The organism is Thioalkalivibrio sp. ALJ21 (genome assembly GCF_000378605.1).
GTDB lineage: Bacteria > Pseudomonadota > Gammaproteobacteria > Ectothiorhodospirales > Ectothiorhodospiraceae > Thioalkalivibrio.
Genome location: NZ_KB905156.1, coordinates 817371 through 832024, shown reverse-complemented (window position 1 = coordinate 832024; position 14654 = coordinate 817371). Strand labels below are relative to the sequence as shown.

Here is a 14654-nt window from a genome sequence, read left to right as displayed (position 1 = left end):
TACGGGATGCGCGTACCTTGGCAGAACCCGGGTCAGGCGTCGAGAAAATCGCGCACCATGTAGAGCGCCGCGATGGAACGGGCCTCGGTACAATCCTCGCGGGTGACCAGCTCGCCCAGCCGGTCAAGCGACCAGGGGACCACCTCGATGTCCTCCGGCTCGTCACCCTCCTCGCGCTGTGGGTAGAGATCCTGCGCCACGATCAGATGAGTCTCGTGCGACATGTAGCCGGGCGCGACGGTCAGCGCACCCAGGTGGGTCAGGCGGTGACCGCCATACCCGACCTCCTCCATGATCTCGCGGTTTGCCGCCACCAGGATATCCTCGCGCGCCTCGATGCGGCCCTTGGGCAGGCCCAGTTCGTAGCGGTGGGTACCGGCCGCGTACTCGCGGATCAGCAGCACGGTGCGATCCGGCTGCACCGGGGCGACGATGACTGCGCCGTTGCCACGGCTGATCAGGCGCTCGTAACAGGTGCGCGCCCCGTTGCTGAACTCGAGGTCCAGTTCCTCGACCTCGAACAGCCGACTGCGGGCCACCGTGCGGCGGCCCTGGACATCCGGTTTGTCTCGACTCATAGACGTTTTATTCGGCGTTGCGCAGCCGTACCTGGGTTCTCAGTTCGCCCTCGAACAGGGTGTCGAGGATGATGCCATGGTCGGACTCGACGACGTCGAAGCCTTCCTGTGCCTCGGGGTGGGTCTCCTGCAGACGCAGGTCCAGATCGCCCCAGTTTACGGCCATGGTCACGCGCATGGGGAAATAGCCATCCAGGAAACGCCGCACGAACGGACCGTTCTCCATCTTGTAGACACCCTCCCCCTCGTGTTCGATCACGCGCATGCGCGCCGTGATGCAGACCTCGGAGTCCTGCTCGAGCCCGCGCAGATCGACGCGATCGCCCAGCGCCTCGGCGTGCGCAATGTTGGTCGTGGATTCGACCTGAAGCTCGTCGATTCGCTCTTCGTTGTAAACCAGCACCATGCGCCGGATCGGCGCGATATCGCTGTGACACTGGCGTAGATCCACCCAGCCGTCCTCCAGCGAAGACGAGCTCAGCGTGATCTGATTCTGGTGGTGATGAGGAACCTGCTCCGGCTCCTCGGTCAGAAACTTGATCTCCGGGCTGGTGGTCTGGGTCTGGTCCGGCGATACAGTCTCGCCCCACAGGCTGTCATCCTCGAACGGGTCGTAATCGGGGTCGTCCGGGTCCATCGCCTGCACGGAAAACGGCAGCAGCGCCAGGGAGACCAGCGCCAGAAACAGCGGGCCAGGGGCCAAACGGGATTCAGGTACCATGGCAGCCATCGCAATCACCCTCTTTGAGGTTCCGTTCGCTGTGGACCCCAATAACCCCGAAAAAAATCCGAATCCTCAGGAATCATCGGTGCATGTCGACTGGTCGGGCATCGATACCGTGCTGTTCGACATGGACGGTACACTGCTGGACCTGCACTTTGACAACCGCTTCTGGCGCGAGCTGATCCCCGCCGAGTACATCCGCTGCCAGCCGGACGACCCGGAATGCGCCCGCCGACGCCTGGAAGACGAGATGCAGCGCGTGCGCGGCAAGCTCGAATGGTACTGCGTGGACCACTGGACCCGCTTCACCGGCCTCGATGTGCTGGGGCTGAAGCGCGAGCTGGCCCACCACGTCGCAATCAAGCCGCACGCCGAGGCCCTGCTGGACGCCCTGCATCGCTCCGGCCGCCGACGCGTGCTGGTGACCAACGCCCACCCGAAGGTCTACAACTTCAAGCATCAGCTCACGCGGATCGGGGACCACCTGGACACGATCGTCTCTGCCCACGACCTCGAGTGCGCGAAGGAAGACACCGATTTCTGGGAGCGGCTGCAGCGCATCACCCCCTACGATCCGGCACGCACGCTGCTGGTCGACGACAACCTGCTGGCCCTGGCCAGCGCAGCCCGGCAGGGCCTGACGGAACTGCGCGGCATGCGCTACCCGGACGAGCGCGGGGAGCCGATGGACTCGCGGGAGTTTCTGTTGCTGGAGTCGCTGGCCGACCTGCTGCCCGGACTGCCGGGCCGGGCACCACCCGCTACTTGACCGGAGTCGGCAGGTTGCGGATCAGGTCCAGCCGGATCTGAACGTCACGCCCCTCGCACTCGCCGTCCAGCCAGTGATATCCGTCCGCCTCGCGCACCTCGCGCGGGGTCACCTTGCCCCGCTAGGGAAACACTGATCAATGCGCACACTCGCGTTGGCACCCCAGGTTTTCCGAGACAAGGCGCGGTGCGCAGCCGGTAGTGGTTCTACCGGCAAGGGCCGCAACGCAGGATCGGGGAACCTGGGGTGCCAACCCCGAAGGGGCTCGGCCGCTTTTGCGCGCGCACGGCGTTGCGGCTCCTTTGTGCAGAGTGACTGCACGGCAGTCACCGCGCCTTGTTCGCACGCAAAAGCGACTCGAGCGCGAGTGTGCACATTGATCAGTGTTTCCCTCGGCCTGACTGGAATCGGGCTCGGCCCAGTTCAGCTGCAGGGTCTCGCCTGTGAGAATGGCGATCTCCAGGCGTTCGATCACATGTTTGGGAAGGACGGACTCGGTCATCGGGGTGGTTCGCGGTAGTCGGTGGGATCCGGCACGCCCGCCGAGGCAAAGGCCGCGCGGCGCGCCTGGCACTGCGGGCAGCGCCCGCAGTGGAGCGATTGTGCCAGAAGGCAGCTCCACGTGCGGGACCAGTCGATCCCCAGCGGATCGGTGGTGTAGATGATATCGGCCTTGGACTGCGCGATCAGCGGGGCCTCGATCACCAGCCCCGGTACCAGCTCGTCCGCCAGCGCCGCGAGGTGCCCGATAAAGGATGGGTGCGAGCCCGGGCCATGCCCCTGGTCCTCGCGATTGAGGGCCAGCAGGATACGCGCCGCCCCCTGGTGCTCGGCAAGGTTGATCGCCAGCGCCAGCACCAGCAGGTTGCGCTGCGGGAGCGGCACATGCGCGACCCACTCCGAACGTTTGGCAAACGCCTGGCGCAGCGCGCGCAGGTCCATCTCGACGGGGTCGACCCCATAGTCCGCGCCCAGGGCGCGGATCGCAGCCCGCTCGCGTTCGGCATTGCGCTGGCCATAGTCCACCCACATGGCGCGCAGCGGTCGGGCCTGCGCATGCCGCTGCGCCAGCAGGGCGCTGCTCTCGATACCCCCGGACAGCAGGAGCAGATCGGGGGGCGATTCACCCGTGTACTTGTCCGTGGCGTGCATTCGGGCACCATACGCAAAGCACACGCCCGCAGAAAGGAACCCTGATGATCGACGAGCTGCGCCGCCACTGGCAGCGCCTGATGCGCACGGATCTGAGCGACACCGAATCCGGCGACAATGAACACCGCCTGCAACGTGCGGCAGCCGCGCTGATCATGGAGGTCTGCCGCGCCGACTTCGAACTGCACGAGGTCGAGCTCGACTCCGTGCGCGCCAGCCTGGTCGAGCTGTTCGAACTGGATGCGGACACCGCTGACGGCCTGCTCGAAATCGCGCGGGAAAAGAGCGACGAGCTGGTATCCATCCACCCGATGGTGCGCGAGGTCAACGCAGCCTTCGATGCCGACCAGAAGGCAGACATCATGCGCGCACTGTGGCGCGCCGCCTGGGCTAACCAGGACCTGCACAAGCGCCAGGAGGCCGTAATCCGGCACCTGGCCGACCTCCTGTATGTCCCGCACTCGACATTCATCCGCACCAAGCACGAGGTCCTGGGCGATGCCGCCGATCCGGACTGACAGGGAGTGGCGCTGATGGGCGACCCGGGCACGCTGCTCGCGGCCCTCGCAGTGGGCATCCTGGGAGGTGTTCACTGCCTCGGGATGTGCGGCGGCATCGTGGGCGCGATCTCGCTCGGACACGGCCGCCGGGGCCCGGGGTTCGACCTGCTCCTGGCCTACAACCTCGGGCGCATGGCCAGCTATGTGATCGCCGGGGCCCTCGCCGGCTGGCTGGGTGCCACCCTGCTGGGCGGCCTGCCGGCCGGGCAGGCGATCCTGCAGGGGTTTGCCGCGGCCTTCCTGATCCTGCTGGGGCTGTACATCGGTGGCTGGTGGCCGGTACTGGCACGTCTGGAGCAGGCCGGCGGCGTGGTGTGGCGTCGTATCGAGCCGCTGGGTCGGCGGTTGTTGCCAGTGCGCAATGCCGGTCAGGCCCTGCTGGTGGGCGGGCTTTGGGGCTGGCTGCCCTGCGGCCTGGTCTACAGCGTGCTGGCCTGGTCGCTCGGCGCCGGCGGGGCCACCGAGGGCGCGCTGCTGATGGCGGCCTTTGCCCTGGGCACGTTGCCGAACCTGCTACTGATGGGGGTCTTCGCGGCGCGTATGGCTGCGTTTGTGCAACAACGCTGGGTTCGCGCCCTGGCGGGAGCCGCGATCCTGCTTTACGGCGGCTGGATGCTGCTACGGCTGGCAATGTAACCCCCGCCTCCCGGCGGGGGATATCAATGGCTCAGTCGGCGAAGAACTCGCGACTGAAGCTGATGGGCAGGGTCCGCTCGCTGCCTTCCGGCGTTACCTCGAGTGCGAACTCGAGGGTCTCGCCGCGGCGAACGGTCACCTCGGAAAGCTGATAGATGGCATCGCCATCCTGGATCTCCCGAAAGCGCAGGTTGCGCATCTGGTCGTTCATGTTGGTCGCGGTACCGCTGAGATTCGCGGAGACGGCCTTGAGCCCGTCGTCGGTGCGTTCCATCACGGTGACGTTGAGCATTGCGCGGTTGGAACTGCGGCGCACGTCGTAGGCCTGGGCGACCTCGGGGGAGAGGAAGGTGGTGTTGATGACGTTGTAGTACACCACGTAGTTATCGAATTCCGCCTCGTTGGCGGACGCGATCGAGCTGCCGAGGACAACCGCCGCCAAGGCGACGATGAAGCCGGTGATGACCCGATGCACTCTTACCATGGCTGACTCCTCTGCCGTTACGGGAATGCAGAGGCGGTGCCGCCGGCTTGGCTGACACCATCCCCTGTCTTCGAGTCTAGCGCCTTTTTGTGCGGATGAAACCGCCAAAAAAGGAGGGTTTCGGGGTCCGAATGATCTCGATCAAAAAGAGCGCACCAGAATCAGCAAGATGTACAAACCGACCAGCGCAACCATCGGGGAAAAATCGATCGCCCCGGCCTGCGGCAGCGTCCGACGCAGGGGACCGAGGATAGGCCGATTGACGTCGCCGACCAGACGCAGGATGGGATTGTGCCCCCCACCACCGCCTCCGGCCTGAATCCAGCTCATCACGACCTCGACGATCAGGGCGATGATGAACACCCAGATGACGGTGGTCAGCACCTCGCGAATGGCGACGTAGAAGATCACGCCGAGCCCCACATCCGCCCCGAGGATCGCGGCGCGCAGCCAGAGTTCGACACACTTGAGCACGATGATCAGCACGATCGCGGCCAGATCGACCCGCCCGACCGAGGGGATCACCCGTCGCAGGATACGTAGCGGCGGGTCGGTCAGCATCACGATCGTCTGCGAGATCGGGTTGTGGTATTCCGCCCGCACCAGCCCGAAGATCGTGCGCAAGATCAACAGGATAATGTAGATCCCGAAGACGACGCTGATCAGGAAGATGGCAATCTCTTGTCCGGGTCCGGCGGCGTTCATGCGGGCTCCTTGCTGCAGTTCAACGGAAAGTGCGCGTCATTCTCCGGCATGCCCGACGGGATGCCAAGAAGACGCCGACCAGTTCAGGCGCCTCAGGTCCGATCCAGGGTGTCGCGCACCTGGGTCGCGATCTCCTCGATCGACAGCTCGGTGACATCCAGGTGGGGGATGGTCCAGGTCTCGAGAAACTCCTGGATCGCGGCACATTCCGCGCGGCACTGAGCAAGGCTTGCGTACTGGCTGCCGGGGCGGCGGCCCTCGCGGATCTGGGACAGGCGCTGGGGGGTGATGGTCAGCCCGACCATGCGCCCGCCGAGACCGCGCAGGCTGCGCGGCATGTGCGGAGTATCATCCCGGCCCAGGTCCTCCGGCACCAGCGGGTAGTTGGCCGCGAACAGGCCGTAGTTCATCGCCAGGTAGAGACTCGTGGGTGTCTTGCCCGAACGCGAGGCGCCCAGCAGCACCACGTCGGCGACGGAAAGATCCTGAGTGGACAATCCGTCGTCGTGCGACAGCGTGTAGTTCAGGGCCTCGATGCGACGGTCGTAGCGGGTCACGTCCCCCATGCCGTGGGCCCGCCCGGACACCGACTGGGCCGTGACCCCGAGCACCTCCTCCAGCCGCCCGACCTGCTCCCCGAATACGTCGATCACCGGGACGGGGCTGTGGCGCAATTCGTGGCGCAGGTCGGCATTGGCCAGGGTGGCCACAACCACCGCCGGTTGCGGCCCGGCCTCGATCCGCGCGAACACGCTGGACAGCCGACCCGGGGTCTGCACGAACGGCAGTCGATGCCAGGCCGGATCCAGGTCCGGGAACTGGGTGAACAGCGAACGCGCCAGCGTCTCCGCTGTGATCCCGGTCCCGTCGGACACCAGATACACCTGCGGGCACCGCGGATCGGCCATGTCCTATCCCCTTACCTTTGCCAGTTGCTCCCAGGTGGAGAGTAGTGCATCCGGGTTCAACGACAAGGAATCAATGCCCTCGTCCATCAGCCACGTGGCCATTTCGGGGTAGTCCGACGGGGCCTGTCCGCAGATCCCGACGTACTTGTCGGCATCCTTCGCGGCACGGATTGCCATGGTCAGCAACGCCTTCACCGCATCGTCGCGCTCGTCGAAGGAATCCGCCACCAGGCCGGAGTCGCGGTCGACCCCGAGCGTGAGCTGGGTCAGGTCGTTGGAGCCGATCGAGAAGCCGTCGAAGTGCTCCAGGAAGCGCGCCGCCAGCAGGGCGTTCGACGGAATCTCGCACATCATCACGATCTTCAGGCCGTTCTCGCCGCGGCGCAGACCTTCCTCGCCGAGCACGCGGATCACGTCCTCGGCCTCGGTCAGCGTGCGCACGAACGGGACCATGATCTGCACGTTCTCTAGCCCCATCTCATCGCGTACGCGGCGCAGGGCGTCGCACTCCATCGCGAAGGCGGGGCGGAAGGTGTCGGAGCGATAGCGCGAGGCACCGCGGAACCCGAGCATCGGGTTCTCCTCCTCCGGCTCGTAGCCCGCGCCCCCGATCAAATGGGCATATTCGTTGGACTTGAAGTCCGACAGGCGCACGATCACGGGCTCCGGTGCGAAGGCCGCGGCCAGCGTGGCAATGCCCTCGGACAGCTTGCGCACGAAGAACTCGCGCGGGCCATCATCGAACCCGCGCAGGCGCTCGGCGATGCGCTCCTGCACATCGGCATCCAGCCGCTCCGGGTCCTCGGCGTAGTCCAGCAGCGCCAGCGGGTGCACGCCGATAGTCCCATTGATGATGAACTCCAGCCGTGCGAGACCGATCCCGGCATGCGGCAGCTGCGAGAAGGCATAGGCGCGCCCCGGGTTGGCCACGTTCAGCATCAGCTTCACGGGCAGCTCCGGCAGCTCGCCAACATCGGCCTTCTTGACCGAATAGTCGAGCCGCCCGGCATAGACATGGCCATCGTCACCCTCGGCACAGGAGACGGTGGCCTCCATGCCATCGGACAGGGCCTCGGTCGCATTGGCACAGCCGACCACCGCCGGGATGCCCATCTCGCGGGCGATGATCGCCGCATGGCAGGTGCGCCCGCCGCGATTGGTCACGATTGCGGCGGCACGCTTCATCACCGGCTCCCAGTCGGGGTCGGTCATGTCCGCCACCAGGATGTCGCCCTCCTCCATGGTGTGCATGGAATCCGGGGAATCCAGCACGCGCACGACCCCGGCACCGACCTTCGAGCCGATTGCCCTTCCGGTGACCAGCGGTTTTTCGTTGTGCGCGGCCAGCTCGTAGCGCTCGCCCGCACCGAGCTCGACGCGGCTCTCCACCGTCTCCGGGCGCGCCTGCACGATAAACAGCTCGCCGGTCTCGCCGTCCTGGGCCCATTCGATATCCATGGGCCGGCCATAGTGCTGCTCGATCGCGACCGCAAAGCGCCCCAGCTGCTCGGCATCGGCATCATTGAGGCAGAAGCGCTCGCGCAGATCCCGCGGCGTGTCTTCGGTGCGCGTGCCACCCTCGTCCAGGACCATGCGGATAGCCTTGGTGCCTAGGGTGCGACCGATGATCGCGCGCTTGCCCGCCGCCAGTGCCGGCTTGTAGACCTGATACTCGTCCGGGTTCACCGCGCCCTGCACGACGGTCTCGCCAAGACCCCAGGCGCCAGTGATGAACACCGCGTCGCGGAACCCGCTCTCGGTATCGAGGGTAAAGATCACGCCGCTCGCCCCGACATCGGAGCGCACCATGCGCTGCACCCCGGCGCTGAGGGCGACCTCGTCGTGGGCGAAATTGTTGTGCACGCGGTAGGCGATCGCGCGGTCGTTGTAGAGGCTGGCAAAGCACTCGCGCAGCCGCGCGAGCAGCGCGTCGATCCCGCGCACGTTCAGAAATGTCTCCTGCTGCCCGGCAAACGAGGCCTCGGGCAGGTCCTCGGCGGTGGCCGACGAGCGCACGGCGACAGGCACGTCATCGCCCAGCTTGCCGTAGTGCTCGCGCACCGCCTGTTCCAGCTCGTCCGGCAGGGGCGCCGCCTCGATCCAGCCGCGCACCTCGCGCCCCGCTTCGCGCAGGGCCTCGATGTCGTTGATGTCGAGGCCCGCCAGGCGCTCCTTGATGCGGGCGGCCAGATTCTCGTGTTCCAGATGCGCGCGAAAGGCGTCGGCTGTGGTCGCGAATCCGCCGGGCACGCGCACACCCGCCCGGCCCAATTCGCGGAGAAGTTCGCCCAGGGAGGCATTCTTGCCACCGACCCTGGCCACATCGTCCATACTCAGATCGTCGAGATCGACTACCCAGCGCATTGCGCCTCCCAAGAAGGTTTGTGAACTGTCTAACATGGGGCCGTGACGCCTCTGGGATACACTGGATCCATTTTGACCCCCATAATCGAGGAGGCCCCGTGTCCATACGCCCAACCCTTCCGTCCAGCTTAACGAAAAGCGCTTTCGGGGGAATGCTGCTCGGCCTGGCCCTCGCCCTGGCCCCGGCACACGCGAAGGAAGACCCATCGTCTCTGTCCATTCTGGGCACCGTCGAAGATGTCGAAATCGTGGACGAGGGGATCGTGCTGGAGGCGCGCCTGGACACGGGGGCGACATCATCGTCCCTGAACGCACTCAACAAGGAAAAGTTCGAGCGCGACGGCGAGGACTGGATCCGCTTCGATGTCATCGACCCGGATGACGACGACGCCTATATCACCCTGGAACGCCCGGTCGAGCGCATCGTCCGCATCCGCCGCCACAGCGGCGAGAGCCAGGAGCGGCCGGTAATCTCGATGGAGTTCTGCATCGGCGACCAGCGCATCAAGGGCGACACGACCCTCATCGACCGGACTAACCTCACCTATCAGGCCCTCATTGGCCGCGCGCACCTGGCCGGACATATTCTGGTCGACTCTGGGGCCGAACACACGCATCGGCCCGACTGCGGAGACGACGATTCGTGAGACGTTTTCATCTCCCGATCCTGATCGTGCTGTTGAGCACGATCGGGCTCGGGATCTTTGCGTACAAGGTCATCGCCCTGGACATGCCCGTCATGCCCGGGGCATCGGCCGAGACCTGGCAGATTGAAGCACGCGTTCGTTATCAGCCCACCGGGGGTGCGGCCAACGTGCAGTTGCGCATCCCGGATCGCTTGCCCAATTTCGCCATCCTGGATGAAGGCTTCGTCTCGCGCGGCTATGGCCTGAATACGCTGCGCGGCCAGGACGACCGCATCGCCCAATGGACCACCCGGCAGCCGCGCGGAGAACAGGTGCTGTACTACCGGGCGACCCTCTACCGCGACAGCGATGACCGCTCGGACGCTGACTACCCAGGCCCCGTCGGGGCCCCTGAATGGACCGAGCCCTACCGCTCCGCGGCGGATGCGCTGATCGAGGACGTCCGCAGCCGGTCTTCGGATATCCAGACCTTCGCCTCGGTGCTGGTCAATGACCTCGCACACGCCGCACCCGCATCGAATGCCGCGGTATTCGCCGATGACGGCGGCGACCGCGTACAACGCAGTCAGACGCTGATCGAACTCCTGGCTACGGCCCGGATCCCCGCGCGCATGGTCACCACGTTGCACCTGCGCGACGGGCGCCGCGACATACGGCCAGAAACCTGGATCGAGGTCCACAACACGCGGCGCTGGGTGCCCATTCACCCGCTGTCGGGCGAGATCGAATACCCGGACGATGTGGTCGTCTGGGCCCATGGCTCCGCGCCCCTGCTGGAGGTCTCCAACGGACGCGACGCCGAGGTCCGCTTTGCGGTCTCGCGGGGCGTACAGGACGCCCTGACCACCGCCCAGCGATTCGGCGAGACCGTGAACGCGCAGCTGATGGAGTTCTCCACCCTGAATCTCCCGCTGGGAACCCAGAACACCTACCGCGTGCTGCTCATGGTCCCCCTCGGGGCCATGATCATCGTGTTCCTGCGCAATGTGATCGGCGTCCAGACATTCGGGACGTTCATGCCGGTACTGATCGCACTGTCCTTTCGCGAGACACAGCTGCTGGCCGGGATCATCCTGTTCACCCTGATCGTGTCACTCGGCCTGGCTGTACGCTTTTACCTCGAGCACCTGCGATTACTGCTCGTACCGCGACTGGCCGCAGTGGTCAGCGTGGTCATCATGCTGATGCTGGGGATCAGCATCCTCTCGCACCAGCTGGGGTTCGAACGGGCGCTCGCGCTCTCGCTGTTCCCGATGGTCATCCTGGCCATGACCATCGAGCGCATGTCCGTGGTCTGGGAAGAACACGGGCCATCGGACGCGATTACCCAGGGCATCGGCAGCCTGGCCGTGGCCGCGGCCGCCTATGGCCTGATGGCCAATCGCCACCTGGAGCACCTGTTGTTCGTATTCCCCGAACTGCTGCTGGTGCTGCTGGCGATGACCCTGCTGCTCGGGCGCTACACGGGCTACCGCCTGAGCGAGCTGTTCCGTTTCGGCCGCATGCAGGAGGCTATGCAGCCCTCCAAACGCTCGGAGGATCGCTAGCATGGGCTGGCTGCCACGCTTCGTACTCCCGCGGACCTTGCGCGCGCAAGGCATTGTGGGGATGAATGCGCGCAACGCCCGCTTCATCGCGCAGTACAATCACCGACGCTTCTACCCGCGGGTGGACGACAAGCTGGAGACCAAGCGCCTCGCCCTGGATGCCGGCCTTTCGGTGCCCGAACTCTACGGGGTCGTGCGGTCGCATCACGAGATTCGCAAACTCGAGCGTCTGTTGCGCGCCTATCCCGACGGCTTCGTGATCAAGCCGGCGCATGGGGCCGCCGGCGACGGCATCCTGGTCATTACCGGCTGGCGCGGGGACCGGCTGCGGCGCGCCAGCGGCCGCACGATGGAGATGAGCGAGCTGCACGACCACTGCTCCAACATCCTCTCCGGGATGTACAGCCTGGGCGGACGTCCCGACATGGCGATGATCGAACAGCGGGTCCGGTTCTCCTCGGCCTTCGATCAGATCACCTATCGTGGCGTGCCCGACATCCGCACCGTTGTCTACCGGGGGTACCCGGTCATGGCCATGATGCGCCTGCCCACCCAGGACTCCGACGGCAAGGCCAACCTGCACCAGGGTGCAGTCGGCACCGGGATCGACCTGGCTTCCGGCAAGACCATCGGCGGCGTGCAACACAACCGGCCCATCTGGGAACACCCCGACACCGAACACTCGATTGTCGGGCTGGAAATTCCCGGCTGGGGTGACCTGATGCAACTGGCGTCGGGCTGTTACGAACTGAGCAAACTGGGCTATCTGGGCGTGGACGTGGTGATCGACCAGAACCGCGGCCCCCTGATCCTCGAACTCAACGCCCGCCCCGGGCTCGCGATCCAGATCGCCAATGGCGAGGGGCTGGAGAGCCGGTTGCTTGCCGTGGACGCCCACCTGGTCGGGCGCGACGGCACCGAGCCCCCCGAGCAGCGCGCGCGCTGGGCCGGCGAGGTCTTCGCGCGTCACGAAGCGACGGAGGCAACGCCCGCGGATGCCGCCTCGGCCACCCCTGTGACGCAAGACGCGGATTCAACAGGGATCGAGCTGCGCTAGCGAGACTGGCGCCTCTCGACCAACGCCGAGAGGCGCGAGCCACTTTCCGCTATCCTAGGCGCCATGACCTCGACAGCGCATTCCCACAGTCCGGCGGATATCGAGCAGGCCCTGGCGGACGCCGAGCGCGTCTGCACCCGACGCGGGGCCAGACTGACCGAACAGCGCCGCCGCATCCTCGAACAGATCCTGCGCACCGACGGCGTGATCAAGGCCTACGACCTGATCCATGCGTTGTCCTCGGATGACCACAGCATCAAACCGCCAACGGTCTACCGGACCCTGGCCTTCCTGCTGGAACAGGGTCTGATCCACCGCATCGAGAGCCTGAACGGCTTCGTCGCCTGCTCCCACCCGGGCGAACGCCACGAATCCGCGCTGATGATTTGCGACGGCTGTGGCCAGATCACCGAATTCCACACCCCGGACCCGGCCACGCAGGCGCTCGAGGCCGAAGCCACCGCTCAGGGCTTTGCCATCGACTCGCGCATGGTCGAACTGCACGGGCTCTGCGCGGACTGTCGCAACGCCTGACCGATCCGGGATGGCCGAGCCCGCTCACCTTCAGGCCTTTCCACCGGTCCTGAACGCCCACACCCGCGCCGTCGTGCTGGGCAGCTTCCCCGGGGTGGCCTCCCTCCAGGCCCAGGCGTACTACGCGAACCCGCGCAACCAGTTCTGGCCGATCATGGCCGCCATCCTTGGCGAACCCTTCCCCGACCTTGAATACCCCGAGCGCATCCGCCGCCTGCTCGAACACCGCATCGGCCTCTGGGATGTCTACGGCACCTGCCAGCGCGAGGGCAGCCTGGACAGCGCCATCCGTGCCGCCGCACCCAATGACCTCACTCGGCTGACCCGGGAAGCACCGGAACTGCGCCTCGTCCTGCACAACGGCGCGGAGAGCGCTCGCCGCCTGCACGAGACCCGGGCACTCGGCGTCGAGGCCCTGCGCCTGCCATCGACCAGTCCGGCCAACGCGCGCTGGAGCTTCGAGGCCAAGCTCGAAGCCTGGGCCGAAGCCCTGACAAGCGTCGGGATTCCCAGGCACCTGTAGTCCCTCCGGCCTCCGTCGGGGTTGCGCCCTAAAACGTTATCTTATAACGTGAGATCGCCGTGTAACGATATAACAACCTATTCACGCCGAGACCTTCGGCGTGTCTGTACATGTTTGGGAGTCCGTCATGCCGCACAACACGCACCTGCTCCGCCCCGCCCTGGGTGGACTGACCGCCCTGGCACTCGCCGTGCCGACCGCCGCCACCGCCCAGCAGTGGGAGACGCGCGCGGGAGACCGCAACTGGGGGCTGGACATCTCGCTGATCCTGGAAGGGATCTACTACAACGAGATGTCACACGGGATCCGCGAACCAGCTGGATTCGATGACGGCCATGACCATGGGCACGACCACGGCCACGGGCATGACCACGGGTTCGACGACGGCTTCAACCTGGGGCACAACGAACTGGCCTTTGAGGCCAATCTCGGCGACCTGTTCGACGGGTTCCTGATGCTCGGGTTCGACGAGGACCACGTCGAGGTCGAAGAGGCCTACCTGACCACCCGCGCCCTGCCGGGCGGCTTCCAGGTCAAGGCGGGCAAATTCCTGTCGGACATCGGCTACATCAACAGCCGCCATGGCCATGACTGGGACTTCGTCGACCGCCCGCTGGTCAACGAATACCTGTTCGGCGACCACGGCCTGCAGGAAACCGGCGTCCAGGCCACCTGGCTCGCGCCGACGGAGACCTATACCAAACTCGGGGTGGAGCTCCTCCAGGGCGACAACAGCTTCATCCCCTATCAGGGCTCGGGCGGCTCGCACACCACCAACGACGGCGACGAGATTCGTTCCTCGTTCTCCAGTGTATCGGGTCCGCGTCTGATCACTGCCTTCGCCAAGTTCGGGCCCGACCTGGGGCCGGATCACGCCATGCAGTTCGGCATCTCCGGTGGCTACGCCCGCACCTGGCAGGAAGAGACCGAACACGGTTCGGGCCTGGAGGAGTGGGATGGCGATGCCTGGTTCGCAGGGCTGGACGCCGTCTACAAGTACAGCTCGGGCAGCGCCTACGGCCACGGCGACTGGCGGCTGCAGGGCGAATACTTCTATCGCGAGATCGACGTCGACTACCAGCGTCGCGAAGACCAGACCACCATCGCCGGCAACGCCCAGGGTAGCGGCAAGGCGCGCCAGGATGGTCTCTATATCCAGGGGGTGTACGGCTTTGCCCCACGCTGGGAGGCCGGCCTGCGTTCCGAGGCCCTGGGCCTGACCAATCGCGGCCTGCCCACGAACGAAGGCAGCGAGCGCAACTTTGCGGAACCCTCGTTCGGTACCAGCTATCGCCACTCCGCCCAGGTGACCTTCCGCCCGGTGGAGCCGGTATTCCTGCGCGCGCAGCTGTCGCAGAACGACTTCGTCGACGAGGACGGTGATCGCGACCGCGGGCTGGAATTCATGCTGCAGCTGAACGTAGCCCTCGGCGCGCACGGCGCCCACCGCTTCTGATCAGTATTGC

At 65.9% G+C, this 14654-nt stretch carries 16 protein-coding genes; 9 read left to right on the top strand and 7 right to left on the bottom strand.

What is annotated here, in order from left to right; translation table 11 throughout:
- Nucleotides 1-32: 32 nt before the first annotated feature.
- Both nudE and F579_RS0110015 read right to left on the bottom strand, forming a co-directional pair.
- Entirely contained in the window at nucleotides 33-578 is a 546-nt protein-coding gene (gene nudE, locus F579_RS0110020; RefSeq protein WP_019023338.1) for an ADP compounds hydrolase NudE, read from the bottom strand.
- Nucleotides 579-585: 7 nt separating this feature from the next.
- Nucleotides 586-1299 carry a hypothetical protein gene (locus F579_RS0110015; RefSeq protein WP_019025618.1) on the bottom strand — a complete coding sequence of 238 codons (714 nt, stop codon included), beginning with the start codon at nucleotides 1297-1299 and terminating at the stop codon, nucleotides 586-588.
- On the opposite strand from F579_RS0110015, the gene F579_RS0110010 reads away from it, so the two are divergent.
- Nucleotides 1298-2071 (top strand): HAD family hydrolase, encoded by a 774-nt coding sequence (locus tag F579_RS0110010; protein WP_026300971.1) that lies wholly within the window; start codon nucleotides 1298-1300, stop codon nucleotides 2069-2071. The two genes, F579_RS0110015 and F579_RS0110010, sit on opposite strands and share 2 nt — an antisense overlap.
- Nucleotides 2072-2569: 498 nt before the next feature.
- Here the strand turns inward: F579_RS0110010 and F579_RS0110000 are convergent, their stop codons facing one another.
- Nucleotides 2570-3223 (bottom strand): 7-cyano-7-deazaguanine synthase, encoded by a 654-nt coding sequence (locus F579_RS0110000; RefSeq protein ID WP_019023342.1) that lies wholly within the window; start codon nucleotides 3221-3223, stop codon nucleotides 2570-2572.
- Between the two features lie 44 nt (nucleotides 3224-3267).
- Between F579_RS0110000 and F579_RS0109995 the strand changes: the two genes are divergently transcribed.
- On the top strand, nucleotides 3268-3741 hold the full coding sequence (locus tag F579_RS0109995) for a TerB family tellurite resistance protein (RefSeq protein WP_019023343.1): 474 nt from the start codon (nucleotides 3268-3270) through the stop codon (nucleotides 3739-3741).
- A 15-nt stretch (nucleotides 3742-3756) separates the two neighbouring features.
- Nucleotides 3757-4419, top strand: a complete 663-nt coding sequence (locus F579_RS0109990; protein ID WP_019023344.1) for a sulfite exporter TauE/SafE family protein — start codon at nucleotides 3757-3759, stop codon at nucleotides 4417-4419.
- A gap of 31 nt (nucleotides 4420-4450) precedes the next feature.
- On the opposite strand, the gene F579_RS0109985 is transcribed toward F579_RS0109990, so the two are convergent.
- The 4 genes from F579_RS0109985 to ppsA form a co-directional block, all read right to left on the bottom strand.
- A complete protein-coding gene (locus tag F579_RS0109985) occupies nucleotides 4451-4903 on the bottom strand; it encodes a DUF4426 domain-containing protein (RefSeq protein WP_017925102.1) in 453 nt (150 codons plus the stop codon).
- A gap of 141 nt (nucleotides 4904-5044) precedes the next feature.
- Entirely contained in the window at nucleotides 5045-5608 is a 564-nt protein-coding gene (locus F579_RS0109980; RefSeq protein ID WP_019023345.1) for a YggT family protein, read from the bottom strand.
- Nucleotides 5609-5700: 92 nt separating this feature from the next.
- A complete protein-coding gene (locus F579_RS0109975) occupies nucleotides 5701-6516 on the bottom strand; it encodes a pyruvate, water dikinase regulatory protein (protein ID WP_019023346.1) in 816 nt (271 codons plus the stop codon).
- Nucleotides 6517-6519: 3 nt separating this feature from the next.
- On the bottom strand, nucleotides 6520-8880 hold the full coding sequence (gene ppsA / locus F579_RS0109970) for a phosphoenolpyruvate synthase (protein WP_019023347.1): 2361 nt from the start codon (nucleotides 8878-8880) through the stop codon (nucleotides 6520-6522).
- A gap of 152 nt (nucleotides 8881-9032) precedes the next feature.
- Here ppsA and F579_RS0109965 point away from each other — a divergent pair, with 152 nt between their 5' ends.
- From F579_RS0109965 to F579_RS0109940, 6 genes are all read left to right on the top strand, one after another.
- A complete protein-coding gene (locus F579_RS0109965; RefSeq protein ID WP_019023348.1) occupies nucleotides 9033-9527 on the top strand; it encodes an ATP-dependent zinc protease in 495 nt (164 codons plus the stop codon).
- Nucleotides 9524-11074 (top strand): inactive transglutaminase family protein, encoded by a 1551-nt coding sequence (locus F579_RS0109960; RefSeq protein ID WP_019023349.1) that lies wholly within the window; start codon nucleotides 9524-9526, stop codon nucleotides 11072-11074. Before F579_RS0109965 ends, F579_RS0109960 begins: the two co-directional genes overlap by 4 nt.
- 1 nt (nucleotide 11075) lies before the next feature.
- Nucleotides 11076-12131 (top strand): alpha-L-glutamate ligase-like protein, encoded by a 1056-nt coding sequence (locus tag F579_RS0109955; protein WP_019023350.1) that lies wholly within the window; start codon nucleotides 11076-11078, stop codon nucleotides 12129-12131.
- A 63-nt stretch (nucleotides 12132-12194) separates the two neighbouring features.
- Nucleotides 12195-12665 carry a transcriptional repressor gene (locus F579_RS0109950; RefSeq protein WP_018863481.1) on the top strand — a complete coding sequence of 157 codons (471 nt, stop codon included), beginning with the start codon at nucleotides 12195-12197 and terminating at the stop codon, nucleotides 12663-12665.
- Nucleotides 12666-12675: 10 nt separating this feature from the next.
- The gene (locus F579_RS0109945) at nucleotides 12676-13188 is read left to right on the top strand and encodes a DNA-deoxyinosine glycosylase (protein WP_019023351.1); all 513 of its coding nucleotides are present in this window, start codon (nucleotides 12676-12678) and stop codon (nucleotides 13186-13188) included.
- Nucleotides 13189-13315: 127 nt separating this feature from the next.
- Nucleotides 13316-14644 (top strand): hypothetical protein, encoded by a 1329-nt coding sequence (locus F579_RS0109940; RefSeq protein WP_019023352.1) that lies wholly within the window; start codon nucleotides 13316-13318, stop codon nucleotides 14642-14644.
- The last annotated feature ends 10 nt before the right edge of the window (nucleotides 14645-14654 follow it).